The organism is Glutamicibacter sp. NPDC055354, assembly GCF_053644955.1.
Window position 1 is genome coordinate 1,332,429 of the sequence record NZ_JBSHMB010000001.1, and the last position, 21,762, is coordinate 1,354,190.

The 21,762-nt window shown below is 60.9% G+C and carries 23 protein-coding genes, 4 tRNA genes and 1 riboswitch; of the genes, 10 read left to right on the forward strand and 17 right to left on the reverse strand.

All coding sequences use genetic code 11. The annotated features are described in order from the left end of the window. Window positions 1-36: 36 nt before the first annotated feature. The 4 genes from ACWICV_RS06200 (at window position 37) to asd (ending at window position 2,884) form a co-directional block, all read left to right on the forward strand. On the forward strand, window positions 37-846 hold the full coding sequence (locus tag ACWICV_RS06200) for a thymidylate synthase (protein ID WP_365946139.1): 810 nt from the start codon (window positions 37-39) through the stop codon (window positions 844-846). Next, a complete protein-coding gene (locus ACWICV_RS06205) occupies window positions 843-1,418 on the forward strand; it encodes a dihydrofolate reductase (RefSeq protein WP_365946134.1) in 576 nt (191 codons plus the stop codon). Before ACWICV_RS06200 ends, ACWICV_RS06205 begins: the two co-directional genes overlap by 4 nt. A gap of 7 nt (window positions 1,419-1,425) precedes the next feature. Further along, the gene (locus ACWICV_RS06210) at window positions 1,426-1,653 is read left to right on the forward strand and encodes an NF038396 family protein (RefSeq protein ID WP_105656882.1); all 228 of its coding nucleotides are present in this window, start codon (window positions 1,426-1,428) and stop codon (window positions 1,651-1,653) included. A 112-nt stretch (window positions 1,654-1,765) separates the two neighbouring features. Beyond that, window positions 1,766-2,884: an aspartate-semialdehyde dehydrogenase gene (gene asd / locus ACWICV_RS06215; protein WP_332594903.1), complete on the forward strand. Its 1,119-nt coding sequence runs from the start codon at window positions 1,766-1,768 to the stop codon at window positions 2,882-2,884. A gap of 81 nt (window positions 2,885-2,965) precedes the next feature. Here asd and ACWICV_RS06220 read toward each other — a convergent pair whose 3' ends face one another. The 8 genes from ACWICV_RS06220 to ACWICV_RS06255 all read right to left on the reverse strand — a co-directional run bounded on the left by ACWICV_RS06220 (window position 2,966) and on the right by ACWICV_RS06255 (window position 8,144). Further along, window positions 2,966-3,385, reverse strand: a complete 420-nt coding sequence (locus tag ACWICV_RS06220; RefSeq protein WP_454152491.1) for a GNAT family N-acetyltransferase — start codon at window positions 3,383-3,385, stop codon at window positions 2,966-2,968. Then, window positions 3,292-3,486: a hypothetical protein gene (locus ACWICV_RS06225; RefSeq protein WP_365946141.1), complete on the reverse strand. Its 195-nt coding sequence runs from the start codon at window positions 3,484-3,486 to the stop codon at window positions 3,292-3,294. Before ACWICV_RS06225 ends, ACWICV_RS06220 begins: the two co-directional genes overlap by 94 nt. Window positions 3,487-3,532: 46 nt before the next feature. Next, window positions 3,533-4,594: a UDP-N-acetylmuramate dehydrogenase gene (locus ACWICV_RS06230; protein WP_365946135.1), complete on the reverse strand. Its 1,062-nt coding sequence runs from the start codon at window positions 4,592-4,594 to the stop codon at window positions 3,533-3,535. A 52-nt stretch (window positions 4,595-4,646) separates the two neighbouring features. After that, a complete protein-coding gene (locus ACWICV_RS06235; RefSeq protein WP_388063445.1) occupies window positions 4,647-5,873 on the reverse strand; it encodes an MFS transporter in 1,227 nt (408 codons plus the stop codon). Beyond that, on the reverse strand, window positions 5,849-6,289 hold the full coding sequence (locus ACWICV_RS06240; protein WP_133833607.1) for a MaoC family dehydratase: 441 nt from the start codon (window positions 6,287-6,289) through the stop codon (window positions 5,849-5,851). The genes ACWICV_RS06235 and ACWICV_RS06240 overlap by 25 nt, the downstream gene beginning before the upstream one ends. Window positions 6,290-6,291: 2 nt before the next feature. Then, on the reverse strand, window positions 6,292-6,738 hold the full coding sequence (locus ACWICV_RS06245; RefSeq protein ID WP_105656888.1) for a MaoC family dehydratase N-terminal domain-containing protein: 447 nt from the start codon (window positions 6,736-6,738) through the stop codon (window positions 6,292-6,294). A gap of 101 nt (window positions 6,739-6,839) precedes the next feature. Next, entirely contained in the window at window positions 6,840-7,115 is a 276-nt protein-coding gene (locus tag ACWICV_RS06250; protein WP_332487064.1) for a hypothetical protein, read from the reverse strand. Between the two features lie 87 nt (window positions 7,116-7,202). After that, a complete protein-coding gene (locus ACWICV_RS06255) occupies window positions 7,203-8,144 on the reverse strand; it encodes a DUF2797 domain-containing protein (RefSeq protein WP_365946136.1) in 942 nt (313 codons plus the stop codon). Window positions 8,145-8,385: 241 nt separating this feature from the next. On the opposite strand from ACWICV_RS06255, the gene ACWICV_RS06260 reads away from it, so the two are divergent. Next, complete coding sequence (locus tag ACWICV_RS06260; protein ID WP_286134123.1) at window positions 8,386-9,162, forward strand: GTP pyrophosphokinase; 777 nt, start codon at window positions 8,386-8,388, stop codon at window positions 9,160-9,162. Between the two features lie 82 nt (window positions 9,163-9,244). Here the strand turns inward: ACWICV_RS06260 and ACWICV_RS06265 are convergent. Then, window positions 9,245-9,321: transfer RNA gene (locus ACWICV_RS06265), tRNA-Met, on the reverse strand. A 47-nt stretch (window positions 9,322-9,368) separates the two neighbouring features. Beyond that, window positions 9,369-9,440, reverse strand: a tRNA-Thr gene (locus tag ACWICV_RS06270). Window positions 9,441-9,973: 533 nt separating this feature from the next. On the opposite strand from ACWICV_RS06270, the gene ACWICV_RS06275 reads away from it, so the two are divergent. Together ACWICV_RS06275 and thiC are read left to right on the forward strand one after the other, a co-directional pair. Next, window positions 9,974-10,045 (forward strand) — tRNA-Thr (locus ACWICV_RS06275). Between the two features lie 273 nt (window positions 10,046-10,318). Further along, a riboswitch (TPP riboswitch) is annotated at window positions 10,319-10,426 on the forward strand. Next, window positions 10,423-12,165 (forward strand): phosphomethylpyrimidine synthase ThiC, encoded by a 1,743-nt coding sequence (gene thiC / locus ACWICV_RS06280; protein WP_402470471.1) that lies wholly within the window; start codon window positions 10,423-10,425, stop codon window positions 12,163-12,165. Its footprint overlaps the riboswitch before it by 4 nt. Before the next feature lie 92 nt (window positions 12,166-12,257). On the opposite strand, the gene ACWICV_RS06285 is transcribed toward thiC, so the two are convergent. Further along, window positions 12,258-14,177 (reverse strand): DEAD/DEAH box helicase, encoded by a 1,920-nt coding sequence (locus tag ACWICV_RS06285; RefSeq protein WP_105662540.1) that lies wholly within the window; start codon window positions 14,175-14,177, stop codon window positions 12,258-12,260. A 308-nt stretch (window positions 14,178-14,485) separates the two neighbouring features. On the opposite strand from ACWICV_RS06285, the gene ACWICV_RS06290 reads away from it, so the two are divergent. After that, the gene (locus tag ACWICV_RS06290) at window positions 14,486-14,902 is read left to right on the forward strand and encodes a hypothetical protein (RefSeq protein WP_133833604.1); all 417 of its coding nucleotides are present in this window, start codon (window positions 14,486-14,488) and stop codon (window positions 14,900-14,902) included. Window positions 14,903-14,990: 88 nt separating this feature from the next. Here the strand turns inward: ACWICV_RS06290 and ACWICV_RS06295 are convergent, their stop codons facing one another. Together ACWICV_RS06295 and ACWICV_RS06300 are read right to left on the reverse strand one after the other, a co-directional pair. Then, entirely contained in the window at window positions 14,991-16,148 is a 1,158-nt protein-coding gene (locus ACWICV_RS06295) for a cystathionine gamma-synthase (protein ID WP_332487056.1), read from the reverse strand. 27 nt (window positions 16,149-16,175) lie between these two features. Next, a complete protein-coding gene (locus tag ACWICV_RS06300; protein ID WP_400288562.1) occupies window positions 16,176-17,540 on the reverse strand; it encodes a pyridoxal-phosphate dependent enzyme in 1,365 nt (454 codons plus the stop codon). Between the two features lie 139 nt (window positions 17,541-17,679). On the opposite strand from ACWICV_RS06300, the gene ACWICV_RS06305 reads away from it, so the two are divergent. Further along, window positions 17,680-18,642 carry a DNA-3-methyladenine glycosylase family protein gene (locus ACWICV_RS06305; protein WP_400288564.1) on the forward strand — a complete coding sequence of 321 codons (963 nt, stop codon included), beginning with the start codon at window positions 17,680-17,682 and terminating at the stop codon, window positions 18,640-18,642. Window positions 18,643-18,666: 24 nt separating this feature from the next. Here the strand turns inward: ACWICV_RS06305 and trxA are convergent, their stop codons facing one another. Both trxA and ACWICV_RS06315 read right to left on the reverse strand, forming a co-directional pair. Then, the gene (trxA, locus tag ACWICV_RS06310) at window positions 18,667-19,041 is read right to left on the reverse strand and encodes a thioredoxin (protein WP_105656896.1); all 375 of its coding nucleotides are present in this window, start codon (window positions 19,039-19,041) and stop codon (window positions 18,667-18,669) included. A gap of 141 nt (window positions 19,042-19,182) precedes the next feature. After that, a tRNA-Tyr gene (locus ACWICV_RS06315) sits at window positions 19,183-19,264 on the reverse strand. A 182-nt stretch (window positions 19,265-19,446) separates the two neighbouring features. On the opposite strand from ACWICV_RS06315, the gene ACWICV_RS06320 reads away from it, so the two are divergent. Then, window positions 19,447-19,935 (forward strand): YajQ family cyclic di-GMP-binding protein, encoded by a 489-nt coding sequence (locus ACWICV_RS06320; RefSeq protein ID WP_105656897.1) that lies wholly within the window; start codon window positions 19,447-19,449, stop codon window positions 19,933-19,935. Between the two features lie 114 nt (window positions 19,936-20,049). Here ACWICV_RS06320 and ACWICV_RS06325 read toward each other — a convergent pair whose 3' ends face one another. Together ACWICV_RS06325 and htpX are read right to left on the reverse strand one after the other, a co-directional pair. After that, the gene (locus ACWICV_RS06325; RefSeq protein WP_400288567.1) at window positions 20,050-20,397 is read right to left on the reverse strand and encodes a hypothetical protein; all 348 of its coding nucleotides are present in this window, start codon (window positions 20,395-20,397) and stop codon (window positions 20,050-20,052) included. Between the two features lie 466 nt (window positions 20,398-20,863). Next, the gene (gene htpX / locus ACWICV_RS06330) at window positions 20,864-21,742 is read right to left on the reverse strand and encodes a zinc metalloprotease HtpX (RefSeq protein WP_105656899.1); all 879 of its coding nucleotides are present in this window, start codon (window positions 21,740-21,742) and stop codon (window positions 20,864-20,866) included. Window positions 21,743-21,762 lie beyond the last annotated feature (20 nt).

Consider the following 21,762-nt stretch of genomic DNA (forward strand, 5'->3'; position numbering starts at 1 on the left):
AATATGCCAGCGCCGACCACCAGCACGACAGGTATGATGACGACTCCAATCGCAACCCCTTATGAAGATCTGCTTCGAGACGTGCTGGAGAACGGCGCCTCCAAGGAAGACCGCACCGGAACTGGAACGCTGTCGGTATTCGGCCGCCAGATCCGCTTCGATCTGAAGGATTCTTTCCCGCTGGTCACCACCAAACGCGTGCACTTCAAATCCGTGGCAGCAGAACTCTTGTGGTTCCTGCGCGGCGAATCCAATGTGAAGTGGCTGCAGGACCAGGGCGTGCGTATCTGGAATGAATGGGCTGACGAAGCCGGCGAACTCGGACCGGTCTATGGTGTCCAGTGGCGCAGCTGGCCAACTCCCGATGGCGGCCACATTGACCAGATCTCCCAGCTGGTCGACTCGCTGCGGAACAATCCGGACTCCCGCCGCCACATCGTCTCGGCGTGGAATGTCGCAGAGATCCAGAATATGGCGTTGCCTCCATGCCACGTGTTCTTCCAGTTCTACGTGGCCGAGGGCAAGCTCTCCTGCCAGCTCTACCAGCGCAGTGCAGACATGTTCCTGGGCGTACCGTTCAACATCGCTTCCTACGCACTGCTCACGCGCATGCTTGCCCACCAGCTCGATCTGGAGCCAGGCGAGTTCATCTGGACTGGTGGCGACGTGCATATCTACACCAACCACTTGGAACAGGTCAAGGAGCAGCTCTCCCGCGATCCTTACCCATACCCGACGCTCAGCTTCAATTCCAAGCCCGAGTCGATCTTCGACTACACGCTGGAAGATTTCAGCATCAACCACTACCAGCACCACCCGACGATCAAGGGAGCCGTAGCGGTATGACTCCCAAGCCTCGCCACGCACACGACGTTGAACCGCTGATTGGCGCCATTTGGGCCCAAGCCGAGAACGGCATTATTGGCGCTGACGGCGCCATGCCATGGCACGTTCCCGAGGACCTGGCCCATTTCAAGCGCACGACCGCTGGCCATCCAGTGATCATGGGTCGTGCCACATGGCATTCCTTCCCGGCGAAGTTCCGTCCATTGCCAGGACGCACCAACATCGTACTGACCACGCAGGCTGATGCCCACGCGCAGCTGCGCAAGGATGGCGCACTCCCCGTCTCCAGCTTGGAAGAAGCCATCGCGTTGGCACAGCGCAGCGCCGGCGGCGAAGAAGTATGGATCATTGGCGGCGGAAAGGTCTATGCCCAGGCACTGGCGCTGCTGGACGTCGCGGTGATTACCAAGCTCGATGCCTCCCCTGCTGGAGATACCTCCGCACCGAAGCTCACCGCTGACTTCGCTCTGGGCGCATCCGATCCGTCCCTAGATTCGGAAGCTGCCCACTGGCACACTTCCTCCACCGGTACCCGCTACCGCTTTGAAACCTGGCTTCGCCAAAAGGATTAGAACGACCATGAAAAAATACATCGGAGAGCTCAAGCAGCACCCCGAAGCACTCTTCATTCTCGGATACATGCTCTTCCCGCTGCTGGCCTTGGTGGTGGCCGTACTCGGCTTCTTCATGGTTCTCGGCGGCCACAAGGTATTCGGCCTGATCATGCTGCTGGTCCCGACGCAGATCTTTATCTTCTCCGCCATGTGGGCGATCAAGAACCGCAAGCTGCTGCTTGAGGAAAAGTAAAACTTTCGCTGCACCGAGTCACACCTGAACCCTGCTGGGGCTTGGGTGTGATTCTGCTTTAACTGGTGTAACGAACCGGGCTCTGCCGGATAAACGCCCCTACCATGGATACATGACTTCATCTGTTGGTTTTGTAGGTTACCGAGGCATGGTTGGTTCCGTGCTGATGCAGCGCATGCTCGACGAGGGCGATTTCGCCCAGATTGACCCGGTATTTTTCTCGACTTCCAATGCCGGCGGCAACGCCCCGGCATTCGCTGAGGGTGCTGGGCCGCTGCAGGACGCGTTCGATATTGAAACGCTGTCCAAGTTGCCGATCATCGTCACTGCCCAGGGCGGGGACTACACGACCAAGGTCCACACCGAGCTTCGCAAGTCCGGCTGGGACGGCCTGTGGATCGATGCGGCGTCCTCGCTGCGCATGAATGATGATTCGGTCATCGTTTTGGACCCGGTCAACCGAGCCGTGATCGATGAATCCCTGGCCTCTGGCGTCAAGGACTACATCGGCGGCAACTGCACCGTCTCTTGCATGCTCATGGGCTTGGGCGGGCTATTCAAGAACAACTTGGTCGAGTGGGGCACCGCGATGACCTACCAGGCCGCTTCCGGCGGCGGCGCACGCCATATGCGCGAACTGCTCACCCAGTTCGGCGACATCAATGCGTCGGTGGGCAGCGAGTTGGCTGATCCAGCCAGCGCCATCCTGGAAATCGACCGCAAGGTCCTGGAAACCCAGCGCGGAAACCTGGATGCCGCGCAATTCGGCGTACCACTGGGCGGCTCGCTGATCCCATGGATCGACGCTGATTTGGGCAACGGCCAGTCCCGCGAAGAGTGGAAGGCAGGCGTGGAGACCAACAAGATCCTGCAGACCCCCGGCGACAAGCAGATCATCATGGACGGCCTGTGCGTCCGCATCGGTGCCATGCGCTCGCACTCGCAGGCACTGACGCTGAAGCTGAAGGAAGACCTGCCGGTCTCCGAAATCGAGTCGCTGCTCTCAGCAGACAACCAGTGGGCCAAAGTCGTTCCCAACGAGAAGGAAGCCACCATGGACCAGCTGACTCCGGTCGCGGCGTCCGGTACCTTGGATATCCCGGTCGGCCGTATCCGCAAGCTGGAAATGGGTCCTGAGTACATCTCGGCCTTTACCGTTGGAGACCAGCTGCTGTGGGGCGCTGCCGAGCCGCTGCGCCGCATGCTCGCTATCGCCCAGGGCCGCCTCTAGGCACCTCCGAGGCAAAGCCACGGCCAAGCCCAGAACAGAAATTTCTGTTCTGGGCTTGGCCATTTCCCTTGCAGATGAGCTCTAGTGGGCCCACTCATCCCGGAGTACCGAATAGATCAGCTGGTCATGCCACGCACCGGCGCGCCACTGCGCTTGGCGGATGACACCCTCGCGGGTGAACCCCAGCTTCTCCAGGCACTTCTGCTCAGCCGCATTTTCTGCGGCTGTCGTAGCCTGGATCCGATGACGGGGGTAGTGGGTGAACAAGTAGTCGACGAGCATCTTCTGCGCCTGCGTGCCATGGCCCTGGCCGCGGTACTGGGCAAAGATGCCGATGGCGACTTCCCAGCAGGCCGAGGTGTTGGCCCGGCCCCACGACGAAACGGTGAACCAATCGACTTTGCCGATTATTTGCCCCCCAAGCAGACTGCCAGCGCGCCATCGGCGTTGCCGATCAACTGGTCCTGGCCGACACGGGCGCGCAGCTTGTTCGTATCCCAGAAGCCGAACCACTGGGCTTCACCGGCACCCTGCACGGATTGGAAGTTCGCTTCCAGCAGGTCGATATCCTCCAGCCCGAGCTTTCGCAATGACAAGTGCACCCTTGTTTTCCTCCCGTGTTCCGGCGATGGCTGGCATGCTGCTCGCTTAGAGAGCTAGGCCGATCAGCAACGGCTCATTGACCAGTTCAATGCCAAAACGCTGCTGCACGCCGGCACGAACTGCCCGCGCAATGGCCACAATGTCCTGGGCGGTGGCTTCCCCGCGGTTGGTGATGGCCAGTGTGTGCTTGGTGGACAGGGACGCTCGGCCGCCAGCGAGCGCGAACCCCTCGGTCCCCTCCAAGCCGTAGCCCTTGCCGAAACCGGCCTGGTCGATGAGCCACGCGGCGGACAGCTTGAGGAAGCCAGCTTGTTCCGCCGGGTAGCTCGGAGCGTTCTCGGGAAGCTTGCCCATGACGCTGGATTCAACGATGGGGTTGGTGAAGAAGGAACCCGTGGAGTGCGAGTCGGCATCCCTGGCATCAAAGACCATGCCCTTGGAACGACGCAAGTCCAGAACGGTCTGGCGCACTTCGAGCGCGTCGGCGCGTTCGCCAGCTTCAACTCCGAGCCGGCGGGCCAGCTCTGCATAGCGGATAGGAGCCGATTCATTTTCACGGGTCAGCAGGAAGGCCACTTCCAGGACCACGTAGCGTGGGGATCCGTTGGTGCTCGTGCGCTTGATGACCGAATCGCGGTAGGCGAAACCAAGCTCGGAGTTATCCAGCTTGAGTACCTGGTTGCTCTGGCGGTCGTAGGCACGCAGCCACGCCAGGGTCTGGGAAATGTCTGCCCCGTAGGCCCCGACGTTCTGCACCGGAGTGGCACCGGTGCACCCGGGGATGCCCGAGAGCGCTTCCAGTCCGCTCAGGCCCTCAGCCAGGCTGTATTCAACGGTCGTGTCCCAGTTCTCGCCGGCGGCAGCGCGCAGCAGCACCTTGCCATTAGGCTGCTCGTCCAGGTGCAGTCCGCGGGTGGCGATCTGCACTGCGACGCCCGGGTACCCCTCGTCGGAGATCACCAGGTTGGAACCCCCGCCAATGAGCAGAACGTCGTGCCCTGCGGTGTCTGCTGCCGCAACGGCTTGAGCCAGTTCAGCTTCGCTGGTAGCGGTCACCAATTGCTGGGCTGGCCCACCAACGTGGGTCGTGGTCAGATTCTTCAGCATTGCTTCAGTTTACTTTCCGTATGGGAACGAATAGGTGCGGCCGGCCGGCGTTCTACGCTTTGCCTGCGCCGCCGGTACGGTTTCCGGCGGCATTGGAGGACAAGCAGAAGGCCACGACCACCAGGATGGAAATGGAACCCAAAGCAGGTAGCAGGCCGATGACTTCAGCCAGCAGTCCCAAAAGCGGCGGGCCACCGAGGAAGGCGCCGTAGCCGATGGTGGACACTACCGAGACGCGGGTCGCGGCATGAACAGGATCATCCGATGCCGCGCTCATGGCCAGCGGGAAGGTCAGGGCCACGCCCATGCCCCAGATGGCCAAGGCCACGAAGGCCAGCGGCAGGTTGTTGCCAAAGGCGAAGAGCAGTACCCCGACCAGGGCGCTGATGGCGCTGGCCCGGATCATGACGACACGGCCCAGGCGCAAGATCAGATCGCCGGACAGCAGCCGGGTCAGTGTCATGGCGGTAACGAAGACGCCGTAGCCGATGGCTCCGACGCCTTCCTTCGTGTGGTATCCATCCACCAGTGCCATGGCCACCCAGTCGCCGGCTGCGCCTTCAGCCAGGGCCATGCCCAGAACCAGAACGCCCAAGAGGACGGTCTGCGGTTCGGTCCATGCCTTCTTCAGCGAGGTCCCGCTGCTGGTGCGCGGGGTCCGGCTGTAGTCTTCTCCGTAGAATCGGGCACTGTAGAGCACGGTGAAGACGATAACCAGGCCCATGAAGCCGTAGTGGTACTGCAACGGGATCTGCAGTCGGGCACCTAGCGCACCAGCGCCGGCACCGATCACGGTGCCGATGGAGAAGAAACCGTGCAGGGCGGGCATGATGCTCTTGCCCAAGGCGCGTTCCATGGCCGCACCTTGGACATTGGAGGCGACATTCCATGATGCGGTCCCCAGGCCCTGGGCGAAGAGGAAGATGCCGCAGATCAGGGCGCTGCCAAAGATTCCTGCGCCCACGCCTACAAGAATGAGTGAACAGCCGGCTATTGTCGCGGCGATGCGCATGACGCGGGTGGCCCCAAGGCGCAGAACCAGTTGTCCTGAGACCGAGACGGACAGGAAGGATCCTGCACTCATGCACAGCAGCAGCAGTCCAACGCTGGCGTGGTCCAGCTGCAGGGCATCACGCACTGCGGGCAAGCGCGAAACCAGGGCCGAGATCAGCAGGCCGCTGGCCAGGTAGGCGGCCATCAGCGCGTTGCGCCACTGGGTTACAGGCCTCTGCGCTTCACCGGGAAGTTGCATGCCTAGAGCTGCACCACGGCTTGGCACTTGAGCAGTACCTTGCTGTCATGGGCCGAGACTGCCAAATCGATGCGGGCGGTGCGGGCTTCGGAGTCCAAGGCGCCGACCTTGCCCTCCACCGAAATGGTGGTACCTTCGTGATTCGCCGGGTTGGTTCCTTCGGGATCTTCGACGACTACCGGCTTGGTGAAGCGGGTCTGGTAGTCGATGATGGCTCCCGGGTTGCCGACCCACTGGGAGACCAGGTCGATGACCGATCCCATGGTGAACATGCCGTGGGCGATCACCGATGGCAGTTCCACTTCCTTGGCGAAGCGCTCATTCCAGTGAATCGGGTTGAAGTCGCCCGAGGCACCTGCATAGCGGACGAGGTCCGCGCGGTTGACCTGCACCGTGTGCGAGCCAATGACCTGGCCCTTTTCGAGGCTTTCGAATTCAATCATGCTTAGTCCTCAGCTCGTACAAGTAGCGATGAAACGGTGGTTGCGATCTTCTCGCCAGCCACGGTGGTTATTTCCGCGCGGGTGGTGATCATGGCACCGGCACCCATTTCACGGACCTGGTCCACGTAGAGCTCGGCAAGCAGTTCATCGCCGGCAACGATTGGACGGTGATGGGTGAAGCGCTGGTCGGCGTGCACCACGCGGGAGAAGTCGATGCCACTGGCCGGGTCGGCAATCAGCTGCGCGTCAGCGCGCTGGGCGATGATGATCGCGAAGGTCGGAGGGGCAACGACATCGCTATAGCCCAGCTCGCGAGCGGCCTGCACATCGTAGTGCGCCTGGTTGGCGGCCTTGGTGGCCTTGGCGAATTCGCGGATCTTTTCGCGGCCTACCTGGTAGGACTCGCCGGCAGGGTAGATGCGCCCTACCAGGTCGGGGTTGATGCCCATGGATTCTCCTGAACGTTGTTGGAAGTGGCCAGGCGAGGCTGCCGCCGGATACGGGACCCGGGCGCAGCCAAGCGGTCACACGGTGGAATTCTTGCGGAGCCCTAGTCCTGCCCGTCCGCCGGGCGCTTCTTGGCTCGAGGGGCCGCCAGGCCATTGGCAATACGCCACTGGCGCGCATCCCTGGCGCGGACAACCAGTCCGGCGATGTGGCAGAGCATGCCGATGACCATGATGCCGATTGCTGTGTAGACCGTTGGCAGCGATGGAATGTTGGCGCCGATGATGGCCAAGATGATGCCTGCGCCCATGATGCCCATGGCAGCGAAGACGAGCTTCTTATAGCGTGATGAGGCCGATTCCCAAGGAGTGTTGGTCATGGTTCAAGTCTAGTTCAGCTCCGGCTGTGTCCGCTCATTGAGGCCGGGGCATTTCCCCGTGACTCCCCCGACAACGCTGGGCCTGATTCAGAACAGGGCGGATTGCTCTTCCCTGAAATCTCCGAAGTTCTCCACGATGGCGACCTCGCGGGTCTTCAACTCGGCGGCATCCAGCAGGCGCACGGTGGTGCCTTCGCCGCTGTCTGCGAGGATGCTTTGCCCCAGCACGCCGCGGATGCGCAGATTCACGGTGTTCCCGCCCAGTGCCGCATTCCAGGCATGCAGCGCATGGGTATCCCAGGCGTCAACGACCGGGCGGGCGAAGGCCGGTTGTTTCCATAGCTCGTCGCGCAGCTGCACGCCGTAGGTCTCCAGGCCCCGCTGGGCGCCAAGGAAGACCCGGGTCCGGCTTGCCGCTTCGGAGTTGATCTGGTCCAGCTGGGCGTAGTCCAGTTCCCAGCTGGCCAGTCCCTTGATCTTGGACTTCTGCCGGACTTGCTGGCTCAGGCCCACGTGTTCAGTGACCAGGTCTTCGAGCACTCGAATAGCGGCGCCATCAGCGGCGCGGGCAACATAGCGGGCAATGACCGCTCCCTGCTGCGCCAAGCGAGTCCATTTGCTATGGGTCGAGGTGGTACCGACCTTGGTCGCCCCATGGGCGAAGCTTGCGACATACAAGAAGTGCGGCTGCTCCAGGTACTTGCGCATGCCCTCCGGGGCTTCGCCGGTCTTGTGGAAATGATGCATGAACTTTGAATGATCCAGCCGGCGGCAGCGTTCGCACTGGGTTCCGGTACGCAGCGCTTTGTTCTTCGGGCAAGGCAAGGTGTTGCGAGAGCCATCGCTGTTCATCGTGATGTAGCCCAGGCAGAATTTCAGTTCGCCGATGCGCAGGCTTAGTGAACGGTTGGCTTCCAGGTATTCGGTGCTCCATTTTTCCGCTTGCCGAAGCCGGAGCATGGGGGCGCATTCATGCTCTGAGAAGCTGATGCCGTGGCAGAGCTGCCGGTGGTCGCTGGCGAATTCCATCGATGCCTTCCTCGAAGTTACCTCTTTAACGATAGTTCACCGGACATGGCTAGCTCCTGCAAGGCAGGTTGGCCGGCGCCTGCAGCCCGAAAGTTTGCTGGACGAATTCCCGATTCGTTCTGGCCTAATTCCTAGGAGATGCCCTTAAGCTGGAACTGCACCGGAACCGTACCGCGGGCCGGGCCATGATCTGCTGAGGTGATCCAGGATTTCTGTCCCATTTGATGACAAGACTCGTGCAGTGGCCATCGCAGCTGCCGAGACCGCCCCTTCGCCGGCCGAGCTGCAGCGATTGACGCAGGCTTTCCGCCATGATTTCCAGCGTTTCATGATGGAGTACCAGTTTGCGGTGGACGAGGTGCTGACCAAGGTCTCGATCTTGCGTGAAGAGTTCTTGTATTTGCACAATTACAATCCAATTGAGCACGTCACTTCCCGGGTGAAAACTCCGGAGAGCATCATGCGCAAGGTCTCCCGCCGGAACATCTCCCCGTCCCTGCCTGCCATTCGCGAGAACATCAGCGACATTGCCGGCGTGCGCATTACCTGCAGTTTCGTCAAGGACATCTACAAGGTTCTGAACACGCTAACCTCGCAGAATGACCTGAAGGTCCTCCAAATCAAGGACTACATCAAGAACCCGAAGCCCAACGGCTATAAAAGTGTCCATGCGATCGTGCAGATCCCGGTCTACTTATCCGATGGCCCGGTCGATGTCGTGGTGGAGCTGCAGATCCGTACCATTGCCCAGGATTTCTGGGCAAGCCTGGAACATAAGATCTTCTACAAGTACGAGGGCGAAGTTCCAGAACATCTAGTGCAAGAGCTTGCCGACGCGGCGGCCATGGCGACGAAACTCGACATGCAGATGCAGCGCTTGCATACCGAAGTCCACGGCCATGATGCCAATCAGGCACCGAGCCAAGAGGCGGATTTCGATACGACAGCGATCCAGGGGCTGCTGTCGCTGGCTCAGCAAGCCAAGGACGGGAACCAGGAGAAGGACTTGGATCACTAGCCGTTCATGCCCTCGAAGGACAATGCTGCTTCGGGGCCGGAAACCAAAAAAGATCCTCGGCCGAGGCCGAGGATCTTTGATTTGGTAGCGGCGCCGGGACTCGATCCCGGGACCTCACGATTATGAGTCGTGCGCTCTAACCAGCTGAGCTACGCCGCCACAAGTGAGAAGCAATCCAGTAGAAGCCAAGAATGCTTCTCACTCAGAGCCCCCTGCCGGAATCGATCCGGCGACCTCGTTCTTACCAAGAACGCGCTCTACCACTGAGCTAAGGGGGCAACGAGTAAATACTCTACACGGATTTCCCGGCAAAGAAAAATCGGCGGATCACCCCGGAAAAGACCCGGAAAATTCTGTAAAACCACTAGTCAATGGCTATTTATCCCCTCACTCGCCACCCCGGGGACGAAGGGTGGGACAAAAAGTGCCCTGGTGACGATGCTCACGGGAGTGCTCCTCGTGGTCAATCGCGGATTTGCCCGGGTGCGCAGGATAGAATCCCGCGGATTCTTCCCGGTGGCCAAGCATCGAATTACTCCGCTTGGAATTTCGGAACGCTGCCACCTTTTCCCGCTCCAGAACCCGTGACCGAGCGGCACTTGGGCAACACCCGATCCACCCTGGCACGCAGGCACGGCTCCAGCGGCCGGCAGTTGGATCCCAGGCCGCGAACCGGGGTGCTGGAAACCGCCAGGAAGGCAACAGCTCCTTGCCGCCCATTCCGGTCTTGAGTAGGAATATTGTGACCTCAGCAACAAATTCCCGACGGATTTTGCAAACCTCAAAAACCTGTGTAAAGTATTTACCTGTTGCCCCCTTAGCTCAGTGGTAGAGCGCGTTCTTGGTAAGAACGAGGTCGCCGGATCGATTCCGGCAGGGGGCTCGAAATAAGAGAGGCAATCTGGTTCCAGATTGCCTCTCTTTTCGTTTATCCCGCAGATGCCGTGTAGCCACTGCGAGCATGGCCCAGGGCACACCCCAAGCTGCAGCACCGGCTACCGGCTGCGTCTTGCGCCCCGGATTCCAGGTGCCCCCGGCAAGAGTCTCCGGCCAATGAAAAGCATCTTGGCCCGCCACAGCCGGCCCTTCCCACTTCCTTGATGTCAGGCCCTGACCACTGGGTTTGCGTTTAACCCTCGCAAGCGTGCTAAGTTGTTCGCGACCACACGGGTGCCCTGGCAAGGGCTGAGATCGGGCTATCGCCGTCCGCGACCGTTGAACCTGTCCGGGTAATGCCGGCGAAGGAAGTGAGTTTCCCCAGTGGAACAAATTGAACAGCACCCTGCCCACACCCTTGCCTACCGTGAATCTGCGGGAATTTCTGTTCCCGTCACGCAGATCCAATTGGCAGACTCCCCCAATGGACAGTCCAACGAGCCGCTGGCTGTATATCGCACCAGCGGACCGGGAAGCGAGCCCACCCAAGGCCTGCAACCCTTCCGCGAGCGGTGGATCCTGGAACGCGGGGACGTGGAAACCTATGCAGGCCGCGAACGCAACCTGCACGACGACGGACGCTCAGCGGTCCGCCGCGGCACGGCCAGCGCGGAATGGGCCGGACGCTCAGCCCCGCCGCTGCAGGCCGTTGGCGGAGCCCGCGTGACGCAAATGCACTATGCGCGTGCCGGGATCATCACCCCGGAAATGCGCTATGTGGCCCTGCGCGAGGAATGCGATGTCGAGCTGGTGCGCAGCGAGCTCGCGGCCGGGCGAGCCATCATCCCGGCGAACATCAACCACCCGGAATCCGAGCCGATGATCATCGGCAAGGCGTTCCTGGTCAAGATCAATGCGAATATCGGCAACTCGGCGGTGACCAGCTCCATCGCAGAAGAAGTCTCCAAGCTCCAGTGGGCGGCCAAATGGGGCGCGGACACGGTTATGGACCTGTCCACCGGAGATGACATCCACACCACCCGCGAGTGGATCATCCGCAACTCCCCGGTCCCCATCGGCACCGTGCCGATCTACCAGGCGTTGGAGAAGGTCAACGGCGAAGCCAACGAACTGACCTGGGAGATCTTCCGCGACACCGTCATTGAGCAGTGCGAGCAGGGCGTGGACTACATGACCATCCACGCCGGGGTGCTGCTGCGCTACATCCCGCTGACTGCCAACCGGGTCACCGGCATGGTCTCGCGTGGCGGGTCCATCATGGCCGGCTGGTGCTTGGCGCACCACCAGGAGAATTTCCTCTACACCCACTTCGATCAGCTGTGCGAGATCTTCGCGCAGTACGACGTGGCCTTCTCGCTGGGCGACGGGCTGCGCCCGGGTTCCATCGCAGATGCGAACGACGCCGCCCAGTTCGCCGAGCTGGACACCCTGGCCGAGCTGACCAAGCGCGCCTGGAAGTACGATGTGCAGGTGATGGTCGAAGGCCCGGGGCATATCCCGTTCCATCTGGTGCGCGAGAATGTGGAACGCCAACAGCAGCTGTGCGATGGGGCGCCGTTCTATACCCTGGGCCCGCTGGTCACCGACATCGCCCCGGGCTACGACCACATCACCAGCGCCATTGGCGCCACGGAGATCGCACGGTACGGGACCGCGATGCTCTGCTACGTCACTCCCAAGGAGCATCTGGGACTGCCCAACCGGGATGATGTGAAGACCGGGGTGATCACCTACAAGATCGCTGCGCACGCCGCCGATCTGGCCAAGGGCCACCCGGGCGCCACAGCGCGGGATGATGCGCTGAGCAAGGCGCGCTTCGAATTCCGCTGGAATGACCAGTTCGCGTTGTCCCTTGACCCGGTCACCGCACAGGAATTCCATGATGAGACCTTGCCGGCCGAGCCGGCCAAGACCGCCCACTTCTGCTCCATGTGCGGGCCGAAGTTCTGCTCCATGCGCATCTCCCAGGATATCCGCGACGAGTACGGCTCGGCCGAGGCGCAAGCCGCCCTGGCCGGGATGGCGCAGAAAAGCAGGCAGTTCCTGGAAAGCGGCGGCACGGTCTATCTCGGGGACGGGATCCCGGTGGGAACTCCTGCTCCGTAAATAGCCTGCGGCGCACGAAAAACGCCCTTGGGGCAAGCTTTCGGCTTGCCCCAAGGGCGTTATTCAATGCTGTTCAGCTGCGTGCGGCTGGCTTAGTAGTCGCGACGTCCACCGCTGCGGCCCGAGTCGCTGAAGCGATCCTTGCCGCCGCGTCCGCCACCGCCGAAGCCGCCACGTCCGCCGCCGCGTCCGCCACCGAAACCGCCACGGCCGCCACTGCGTCCGCCGCCGAAGCCACCACCACGGCCGCCACGGAAGCCACCGCGGTCGCCTTCGTCGTCACGGCGCGGGCTGCGGCCATTGTCGAGCTCGAGCTCGATGGCTTCGCCGCCGATGCGGGTCTTGGACAGTGCACGCCACTGGTCCTTGCTCAGCTCTGCTGGCAACTCGACCAGGGTGTGGTCCGAACGGATCTCGATGCCGCCGATTTCCGAAGAATCGAAGCCGCCCTCGTTGGCCAGTGCGCCAACGATCGAGCCCGGCTGCACGCGGTTGCGTCGGCCTACGGCCAGACGGTACATGGCGTTGCCTTCGGCAGCGGTCTTGCGGGCACGTGGACCGCGATCGCCACGGTCACCGCGTTCGCTACGCTCGCCGCGCTCTGGGCGATCCATGCGTGCCTTCTTCGAAGGGGACATGACTGGTTCGGTCATCAGCAGCGGGCGGCCGCCCTGGGCCATCAGAGCCAGTGCAGCTGCAATTTCCAGCTGGTCCAGGTCTTCGTGCTCGGAAGCGAACTTCTCCACGATTTCGCGGAAGGTGGTCAGGTCCTGGCCGCTGATGGTCTTGTCGATGCGATCGGTGAACTTCTGGATACGACGGTCGTTGACCGAATCCAGCGAAGGCAGCTGCATCTGGGTCACCGGCTGGCGGGTAGCCTTCTCGATGGCACGCAGCAAGTACTTCTCGCGCGGGGTCATGAACAGGATCGCGTCGCCCGAGCGGCCGGCACGGCCGGTACGGCCAATGCGGTGCACGTAGGACTCGGTGTCATGCGGGATGTCGAAGTTGATAACGTGCGAAATACGCTCAACGTCCAAGCCACGAGCTGCCACGTCGGTAGCAACCAGGATGTCGATCTTGCCCGAGCGCAGGTTCTCAACGGTGCGCTCACGCTGCTGCTGAGGGATGTCGCCGTTGATGGCAGCCGCGGTGAAGCCGCGGGCCTTCAGCTTGTCGGCCAGGTCCTCGGTAGCCATCTTGGTGCGGACGAAGGTGATAACGCCTTCGAACGACTCGGATTCCAGGATGCGGGTCATGGCGTCCAGCTTGTGGGCGCCCATGACCTGCAGGTAGCGCTGGGTGATGTTGGTGCCGGTGGACTGCTTGGACTTCACGGCAACTTCCTGCGGGTTGCGCAGGTATTCCGAAGCGATGCGGCGGATGGTGCGTGGCATGGTTGCCGAGAACAGGGCAACCTGCTTGTCCTCTGGGGTAGCTTCCAAGATCTTGTCGACCTCTTCGGCGAAGCCCATGCGCAGCATTTCGTCGGCCTCATCAAGGACAACGTACTGCAGGTTCGACAGGTCCAAGGAACCCTTGTTGATGTGGTCGATAACGCGACCTGGGGTACCAACGACTACCTGGGCGCCACGGCGCAAGCCGTTGAGCTGCGGGCCGTATGGCGAGCCGCCGTACACTGGCAGAACGGTGAAGTTCGGCAGGTACTTGGCGTAGGAAGTGAAGGCTTCGGCGACCTGGAGGGCCAGCTCGCGGGTTGGAGCCAGAACCAGGATCTGCGGGGTCTTGGCTGGACCATTGGTGTCAGCCAGCTCTGCCATGCGGGACAGGGCAGGAAGCGCGAAAGCAGCGGTCTTGCCGGTACCGGTCTGGGCCAGGCCGACAACGTCGCGGCCTTCGAGAAGCAGTGGAATGGTCGCTGCCTGGATTGGCGATGGCTTTTCGTAGCCAAGGTCGGCAAGCGATGCAAGCACGCGGGCATCCAGGCCAAGTTCGGAGAAGAGCACGGTTGGCTCTTCCGGGGTCTGGTTGTCGTCGGTGTTTACGGGCATGTCAGAAGACACGAAGAATTACCTCATTCGTTAGGGGATAGGCCTTGGCCGTCCCCAAAGAAACGACGTATAGGCTGCACAGTCAGATACAAGTCACGCTCATCAAGCGCTCCCCTATGACATAAAGACCCGCACACACTTTGCGGAAAATACAACACGAGAAGGCTCCGGCCTCAAAAATTGGGCTGGATGCGAGAGGGATACCCTGATGTTCGCGAACACTTAATGCTAGCTTGAACAGGCCACTATTGTCAGTGTCGAGAGCGTGTGAGATCGGGCACCGCACCAAAGCACGTAGGGTTGAGAACGTGAAGAAACCACTTTTTCCGCGACGTCCAGATGAGCCCACCCCAGGCGGATTGTTCATCGCCCAAATGCTATGGCTCCTAGCCGGAGTGCTTTTTCTCGGCTTCGGAGGCTTCCTGGCTTACGAGCATATCCAGGATTCCGCGCTGGATTTCGGAGCCATTGCGCTGATGATCTTTTTCGCCGCTGCCGGCCTTGCCTGCTGTGTGCTGGGTTACCGCTTATTCACCGGGGACCGGGCCGCGCGCGCCCAGCTGTCCTGGTTGGGCCTGATTACCGCGCTGCCGCTGTTGCTGCGATTCGGCCGCTATTCGCTGCTGGCGGCCATCATCATGTTCAGCGTGGCCTTGATGTGGATGCCAGCGAGCAACAGGTATTTCAAGATCGTGGATCCCAAACCGGCCAAGCGCCGCCGGTAGCCGATCCGGAACTTCGTTCAAAGCACCAAGGACCTGGGTTCCGTTGCCCTTTGCGGGCAGCGGAACCCAGGTCCTTTGCGCTTGGTTCTTACAGGTTGGCGAAGGCCTTATCCAGGTCTTCAATCAAATCCGCAGGGTCTTCGATGCCAACGGACAGGCGCAACAGGTTCACCGGAACCGCCAGCTCGGTACCCTTCACCGAAGCGTGGGTCATCTCCGACGGGTAGTTCATCAGCGATTCGATGCCGCCCAGGGATTCTGCCAGGGTGAATAGCTTGGTGCTCTCGGCAATCTTGCGGGCCGCCGCTTCACCGCCGGTGAACTGGACGGACACCATGCCGCCGAAGCCGGACATCTGCTTCTTGGCAATCTCGTGGCCCGGGTGGTCTTCGAAGCCCGGGTAGAGCACGCGCTCGACTTCGCTGCGCTCACGCAGCCACCCGGCAACCTGTGCAGCGTTCTCCGAGTGGGCGCGCATGCGAACGCCCAGGGTCTTCAGGCCGCGGGTGGTCAAGAAGGCGTCCATCGGGCCCGAGACGGCGCCCACAGCGAACTGGATGAAGCCGATCTTTTCTGCCAGCTGCGCATCCTTGACGATCACCGCACCGCCCACCACATCGGAGTGGCCGCCGATGTACTTGGTGGTCGAGTGGACCACGATGTCAGCACCCAGGGTCAGCGGCTGCTGCAGGAATGGGCTGGCGAAGGTGTTGTCCACGACCAGCAATGCGCCGGCAGCATGGGCGATTTCAGCGACCTTGGCGATGTCGGTGATGGTCATCATCGGGTTCGAAGGGGTCTCAACCCACACCAGCTTTGCCTTGTTCTTTTCGATGGCGGCAGCCAGCGCTGCTTCGTCAGCCATGTTCACCGGGGTGTTGCCGATGCCCCAGTCGCCCAGCACGCGGTCAATCAGGCGGAAGGTTCCACCGTAGGCGTCGTTGCCCAGCACAATGTGGTCGCCCGGACGCAGGATCGCACGGATCAGCGAGTCCTCGGCGGCCAGGCCGGAGCTGAAGGAGAAGGCGTGGGTGCCGAATTCTGCGCCGGCCAGCTGCGCCTGCAGCGCGTCGCGGGTCGGGTTGGTGCCGCGGCCGTACTCGTAGCCGTTGCGCAGGCCGCCAATGCCGTCCTGCGCGTAGGTCGAGGAGAAATGCAGCGGCGGAACTACCGCGCCGGTGACCGGTTCGAATTCCTGGCCCGCATGGACAAAGCGGGTGTTTGCTCCCTGATGGTTTTCAGTCATCGATATCAATCCTTTGAGGTGTTGTCTCTAGCGGGTGGAGTAGGCCAAGAGATCGGCTGCGGTAGCCGCGGCGATCACTTCGCCGCCCTTGGTCAGCAGTACGGCCGGGTGGCTCCTGAGCAGTTCCTGTGCATGTTCCGGGGTGTCTGCGGTGCCGATGAATGGCTTGGCCAAGTCGCCCAGGTCTGCGAGCGTACTGGTTGGTTCTGCGCCAGCCAGCAGTGCGTCGGTGATGTCCCCCGCGCCAATGACACCGCGGATCTCGCCGATACGCGCTGGCAGCGGCGAGGTCGACACGACCAACGCGTCATCGCCCTGCTCGCGCAGTGCCTTGGCCGCTTCGGCCAGGGTGGTATCCAAAGCCACCGTGGTGGTGCCCTGCTTGGCAAGTGCCGCGCCGATGAAGTCCAAGGCGGAGTATTCATCAGTGGTGAAGCCCTGGTCCAGCATCCACTGGTCGTTGAAGATCTTGGCCAGGTAGCCGCGGCCGCCATCCGGGGCGATCACGACAACTACGTCGTCTTCGCCCAGGTCCTTGGCTGCACGCAGCGCGGCGACCACTGCCATGCCCGAAGAACCGCCCAGCAGCAGGCCTTCTTCCTTGGCCAACCGGCGGGTCATTTCAAAAGCCTCAGCGTCGGTGACTGGTTCCACGGCATCCGGCACGGATGGGTCGTAGTTCCCTGGCCACATATCTTCACCGACGCCCTCGACGAAGTATGGGCGTCCGGTGCCACCGGAGTAGACCGAGCCATCCGGGTCTGCGGCAATGATCTTGACCGGGCCCGAGGCGCGGCCGGCGGAAACCTGTTTGAGGTAGCGTCCGGTGCCGGTGATGGTGCCGCCGGTTCCTGCGCTGATGACCGCATGGGTCAGCTTGCCGTCGGTGTCGTTCCAGATTTCCGGTCCGGTGGTTTCGAAGTGGCTGTCGGGTGCTGCCGGGTTGGCGAACTGGTCGGGCTTGTAGGCGCCGTCGATCTCGGTAACCAGGCGGTCCGATACGCCGTAGTAGGACTGAGGGGAATCCGGGGCCACCGCGGTTGGGGTGACTACTACCTTGGCACCGTAGGCGCGCAGTACGTCGCGCTTTTCCTCGCCGACCTTATCCGGGGTGACGAAGATGGTGTTGTAGCCCTTGAGCTGGCCCACCATGGCCAAGCCGACACCGGTGTTGCCGCTGGTTGGTTCCACGATGGTTCCGCCGGGCTTGAGCTGGCCGGATTCTTCGGCGCGCTCGACCATCTTCAATGCGATGCGGTCCTTGATGGAACCACCCGGATTCAAGTATTCAAGCTTCACCAATACAGTGGCTTTGATCCCCTCGGTGACTCGATTGAGCTTCACCAAAGGGGTATTGCCGATCAGATCTAGGACTGTGGACGCATACTTCATGTCAAGAACTTTACCGGCGGTTGTCATACATGTCGTTCCGGCACGTAGCGAAACGTCACGCAGTGGACGGGCACTTTTCATCAGTGCTAGGCAAGCCTGCCGCAAGCTACTGCAGGCACGAGGCTATAGGATGCGATTCATGGAGAAGCCGTTGAGCGCCGATTACGATCCGCACCGCCCCGTGTCCTTGCTCAAGACTTTGGGAATCCTGCGCCGGGGACTGGGAGATCCGACCATCCGCCTGTCCCAGAGCGAAGCATGGCTGGCCTTTGGAACACCGTTCGGAGATGCCACGCTGCAAATCAGCAAGCCCGCGCCCACCGCCCCGGCAACGTTTCGAGCATGGGGTCCCGGAGCCCACTGGGCCATCGGCTCAGCTCCGAACCTTCTAGGGGCGCTCGATGACTGGAGCGATTTCGACGCGAGGATCAAAGAAGGGCAGTTCCCCGAAATTATCGCGCGCACCCGCTCGTTGCATCCGGACTTCGTTCTGCCCAGCACCGGCAGGATCTTTGAGCACGCCGCTGGGGCGATCTTGGAACAGCGGGTGACCGGGATTGAAGCGAATTATGCCTGGCGCTGGCTGATCCGCCATTTGGGACAGCGGGCTCCGGGTCCGGCTCCCGAGGGCCTGATGATTTTCCCCGGATCGCAAAAGCTAGCCTCGATGAGGCGCTGGGACTGGCAAAAGGCGCGCGTTGAAGGACAGCGGGCTAACACCATGGCACGCCTGCTGCAGGTTGCCGGCAGTTTGCAGTGGTGGGCAGAGAAGCCAATGGACCATGCACGGCCCACCGCCAAGGCTCCGGGCACCTTGGAAGCCGCCTTGGGTTCGGTGCCGGGCATTGGTCCCTGGACAATTGCCGAAACCCTGCAGCGCTCCCACGGATCCAGTGACCATATTTCGGTGGGAGATTTCCATCTGGCTGATTTCGTGGGCCAGGTGCTTACCGGTTCCCGAATCAGCGATGGGCAGATGCTGGAGCTATTGGCGCCATACGCCCCGCACCGTCAACGCGTAGTGCGCTTGCTGGTGCTTTCGGGGCAGAAAAAACAAAGCTTCGGGCCCCGTTACGCACCGCTGGATCACCGGCGGAGGTAAGGAGCCCGAAGCCTCTAATGGTTCTTAGGAATCAGCCTGCGCGGCTTCCTCGGCGATCTGCTTGTGCACTTCGCTCATGTCAATGCCCTTGACCGCAGTGACTAGATCTTCGAGCTGGGTCTGGTTCAACGCACCAGCCTGCGAGAACACGAGGACCTGTTCGCGGAACGCCATGATGGTAGGAATCGAGGTCACGTTAGCTGCACGTGCCAGGCCCTGCTCAGCTTCGGTATCCACCTTGGCAAAAACGACGTCGCTGAACTTGTCCGAGGTCTGGTCGTAAACCGGTGCAAACTGCTTGCACGGCCCGCACCAGTCGGCCCAGAAGTCCACGAGGACGATGTCGTTGTCTTCAATCAACTTCGCGAAGTCGTCTTCGCTCACATTTTTCGTTGCCATGGTTATACGGTAGCCGATCCTTATTTGAAATACGTAGAAAGGTGATCTTGTTCGGAACCGGGAATAGGAAAGATCCGGGTTGCCGTGCATTCCTTCCGCATGCAAAAAACTCCCGGATCCTGGGATCCGGGAGTTATTTTGTGGCAGATACTGGATTCGAACCAGTGAAGGCGTTGCCAGCTGATTTACAGTCAGCCCCCTTTGGCCACTCGGGTAATCTGCCGAGTACGTTCGCTTCAAGAACATTTGCTCTTGTCGGAACGAGAAATAACTCTACAGGAGTTTTTCGATGTTGTGAAATCGAGAGGGGCATTTTTGCTGTAAGCCTGATCACACCCCAAATCCAGGGGGCAAAACCGGTAGGCTATGAAGCGAATCAGACCCGTTTCAACTAGGAGTATTCACATGGCTAGTGATTCCACATTCGACGTCGTAAGCAAGGTTGATAGCCAGGAAGTCGCCAACGCGATGAACCAGGCCCAGAAGGAAATTGCCCAGCGCTACGACTTCAAGGGCGTTGGCGCTGAAGTTGATTTCAGCGGTGAGAAGATCCTGATGAAGGCCAACTCGGAAGAGCGCGTCAACGCAGTACTGGATGTTTTCCAGTCCAAGCTGGTCAAGCGCGGCATTTCCCTGAAGTCATTGGATGCCGGCGAGCCATTTGCATCCGGCAAGGAATACCGCATCGAAGCAAGCATCAAGGAGGGCATCGCCCAGGATGTCGCTAAGAAGATCAACAAGCTGATTCGCGATGAGGCGCCTAAGGGCATCAAGTCAACCATTCAGGGTGACGAGCTTCGCGTCTCTTCCAAGTCCCGCGATGACCTGCAGGCCACGATGGCTCTGCTGCGCGACTTCGAAGAAGCGGATCTGCAGTTCGTGAACTTCCGCTAGGACTGACCCAGCGTTAGAAATCACGTGATACACAGCGAGGGCTGTTTCCCATTCACCATGGGAAACAGCCCTCGCTGCCATCTGCGCACCACTGGATCATGGACCCGGGAAGGATCAGCGCTGATCCTCGTCGCGCTTCTGCTTCTTCAGCCTCTTTGCTTCTTCGCGGGCCTTCTTCGCGTAGTACTGTTCGCGAGTCCTTTCCCTGGCCCGCCGCTTGACCTCGGCCACATCATCAGCGAAGTGGTCCTTGGTCATGGCTTTGAATTCATTGAACTTCGCGGCCATCTCTTCCGGCGAAGGTCCCGGCACCCATGGTTTGATCCAGAGGATCTCAGCGGCGTTGCATGCGGCAACGAGCACTGTCACAAAACTGCTGTCACGCAATGAGCTGGTAACTGCATAGGCCGCAGCAAAGCTGACCATGATGGACACCACGAATGGAAGGACGACGTACAGCACTCCCCCCCGGGGTTGGGACGGCGTTCTTTCAGGACAATCGGTCGAACGATGATGGCGCCGAGGATTTCCGAGAGGAGATACGAGATCGCCAGCGTGATAGCGAATGTGCCGAAAGCAGTGTGGAGGGCAATCCATGATGAGCAAATCCAGGCCGCAAGCAGGCAAGCCAATCCTTTGACCGTTCCGGTGGCCAGTTGACCGGCTATGGCATCCCCAAGCCTGGGCAGAAGTGCCGCGTCGTCGTCTCGCATCCTTGTTCCTTGCTCCATCATCAGACGGCAGAGGGTCTTCTTTTCGGTGCCGCTACGATCAGCCCATCCTCGATTGACTAGGGAAGACGAAGAATATCGCCTCATCCTTTAGTAGGAGGGGAAGTAACTATTAGTTCAACGGTAAAGGCCCAAAACAAGCTAAAGGCCGCATCTCCATATGAGATGCGGCCTTTAGCCCAGGAGCTGCTTTGCACTTAGTATCCGCGTCCGCCAGCCATCGCTTCAAGCCGTGCGATGCGATCCTCCATTGGCGGGTGGGTGGAGAACATGCGCTTGAGGCGCGAGCCGAATGGATTGGCGATCATCAGGTGCGAGCTGTTGACCAGCTTCTGGTCGTTGGAAGCCAGCGGAGCCTGCGTAATCCCTGATTCCAGTTTCCGAAGCGCGCTCGCCAACGCCAGCGGGTCATTGGTCAGCTTGGCTCCGTCCTCGTCTGCATCATATTCGCGGGTGCGGCTCACGGCCATCTGGATGATCGACGCTGCCAGTGGCGCCAGCAGGGAAAGGGCAATCAAGGCGATCGGATTCACCCCGCGGTTGTCATTGCTGTTGCCGCCGCCGAAGAACATCAGGAACTGGGCAACGGAGGTGATAACGCCCGCAACCGCGGCGGCGACCGAAGAAGTGAGGATGTCCCGGTTGTAGACATGCATCAGCTCGTGGCCCAGCACCCCGCGCAATTCGCGTTCGTTCAGCAACTGCAGGATGCCTTCGGTGCAGCACACCGCCGAATTCTGCGGGTTGCGGCCGGTGGCAAAGGCGTTCGGCGAAGTGGTTGGCGAAACGTACAGTCGCGGCATCGGCTGCTGCGCGTTCATCGACAGCTCACGCACGATTCGGTACATTCCCGGCTGTTCCGCTTCGCTGACCGGGTAGGCATGCATCGAGCGCAGAGCCAGCTTGTCGCTATTCCAATAGCTGTAGGCAGTAGTTCCGAGGCCTATCAAGGCAAATATCCAAATGAACATTGAACGGCCGGTGCCCGCGGATATCAGCGAGCCAATGGCCAGCAGCAGGGCAAACATTCCGCCCATCAAAAAGGCGGTTTTGAGTCCGTTGTTATGTCCATGCACGGCGATGCACTCCCTCAATG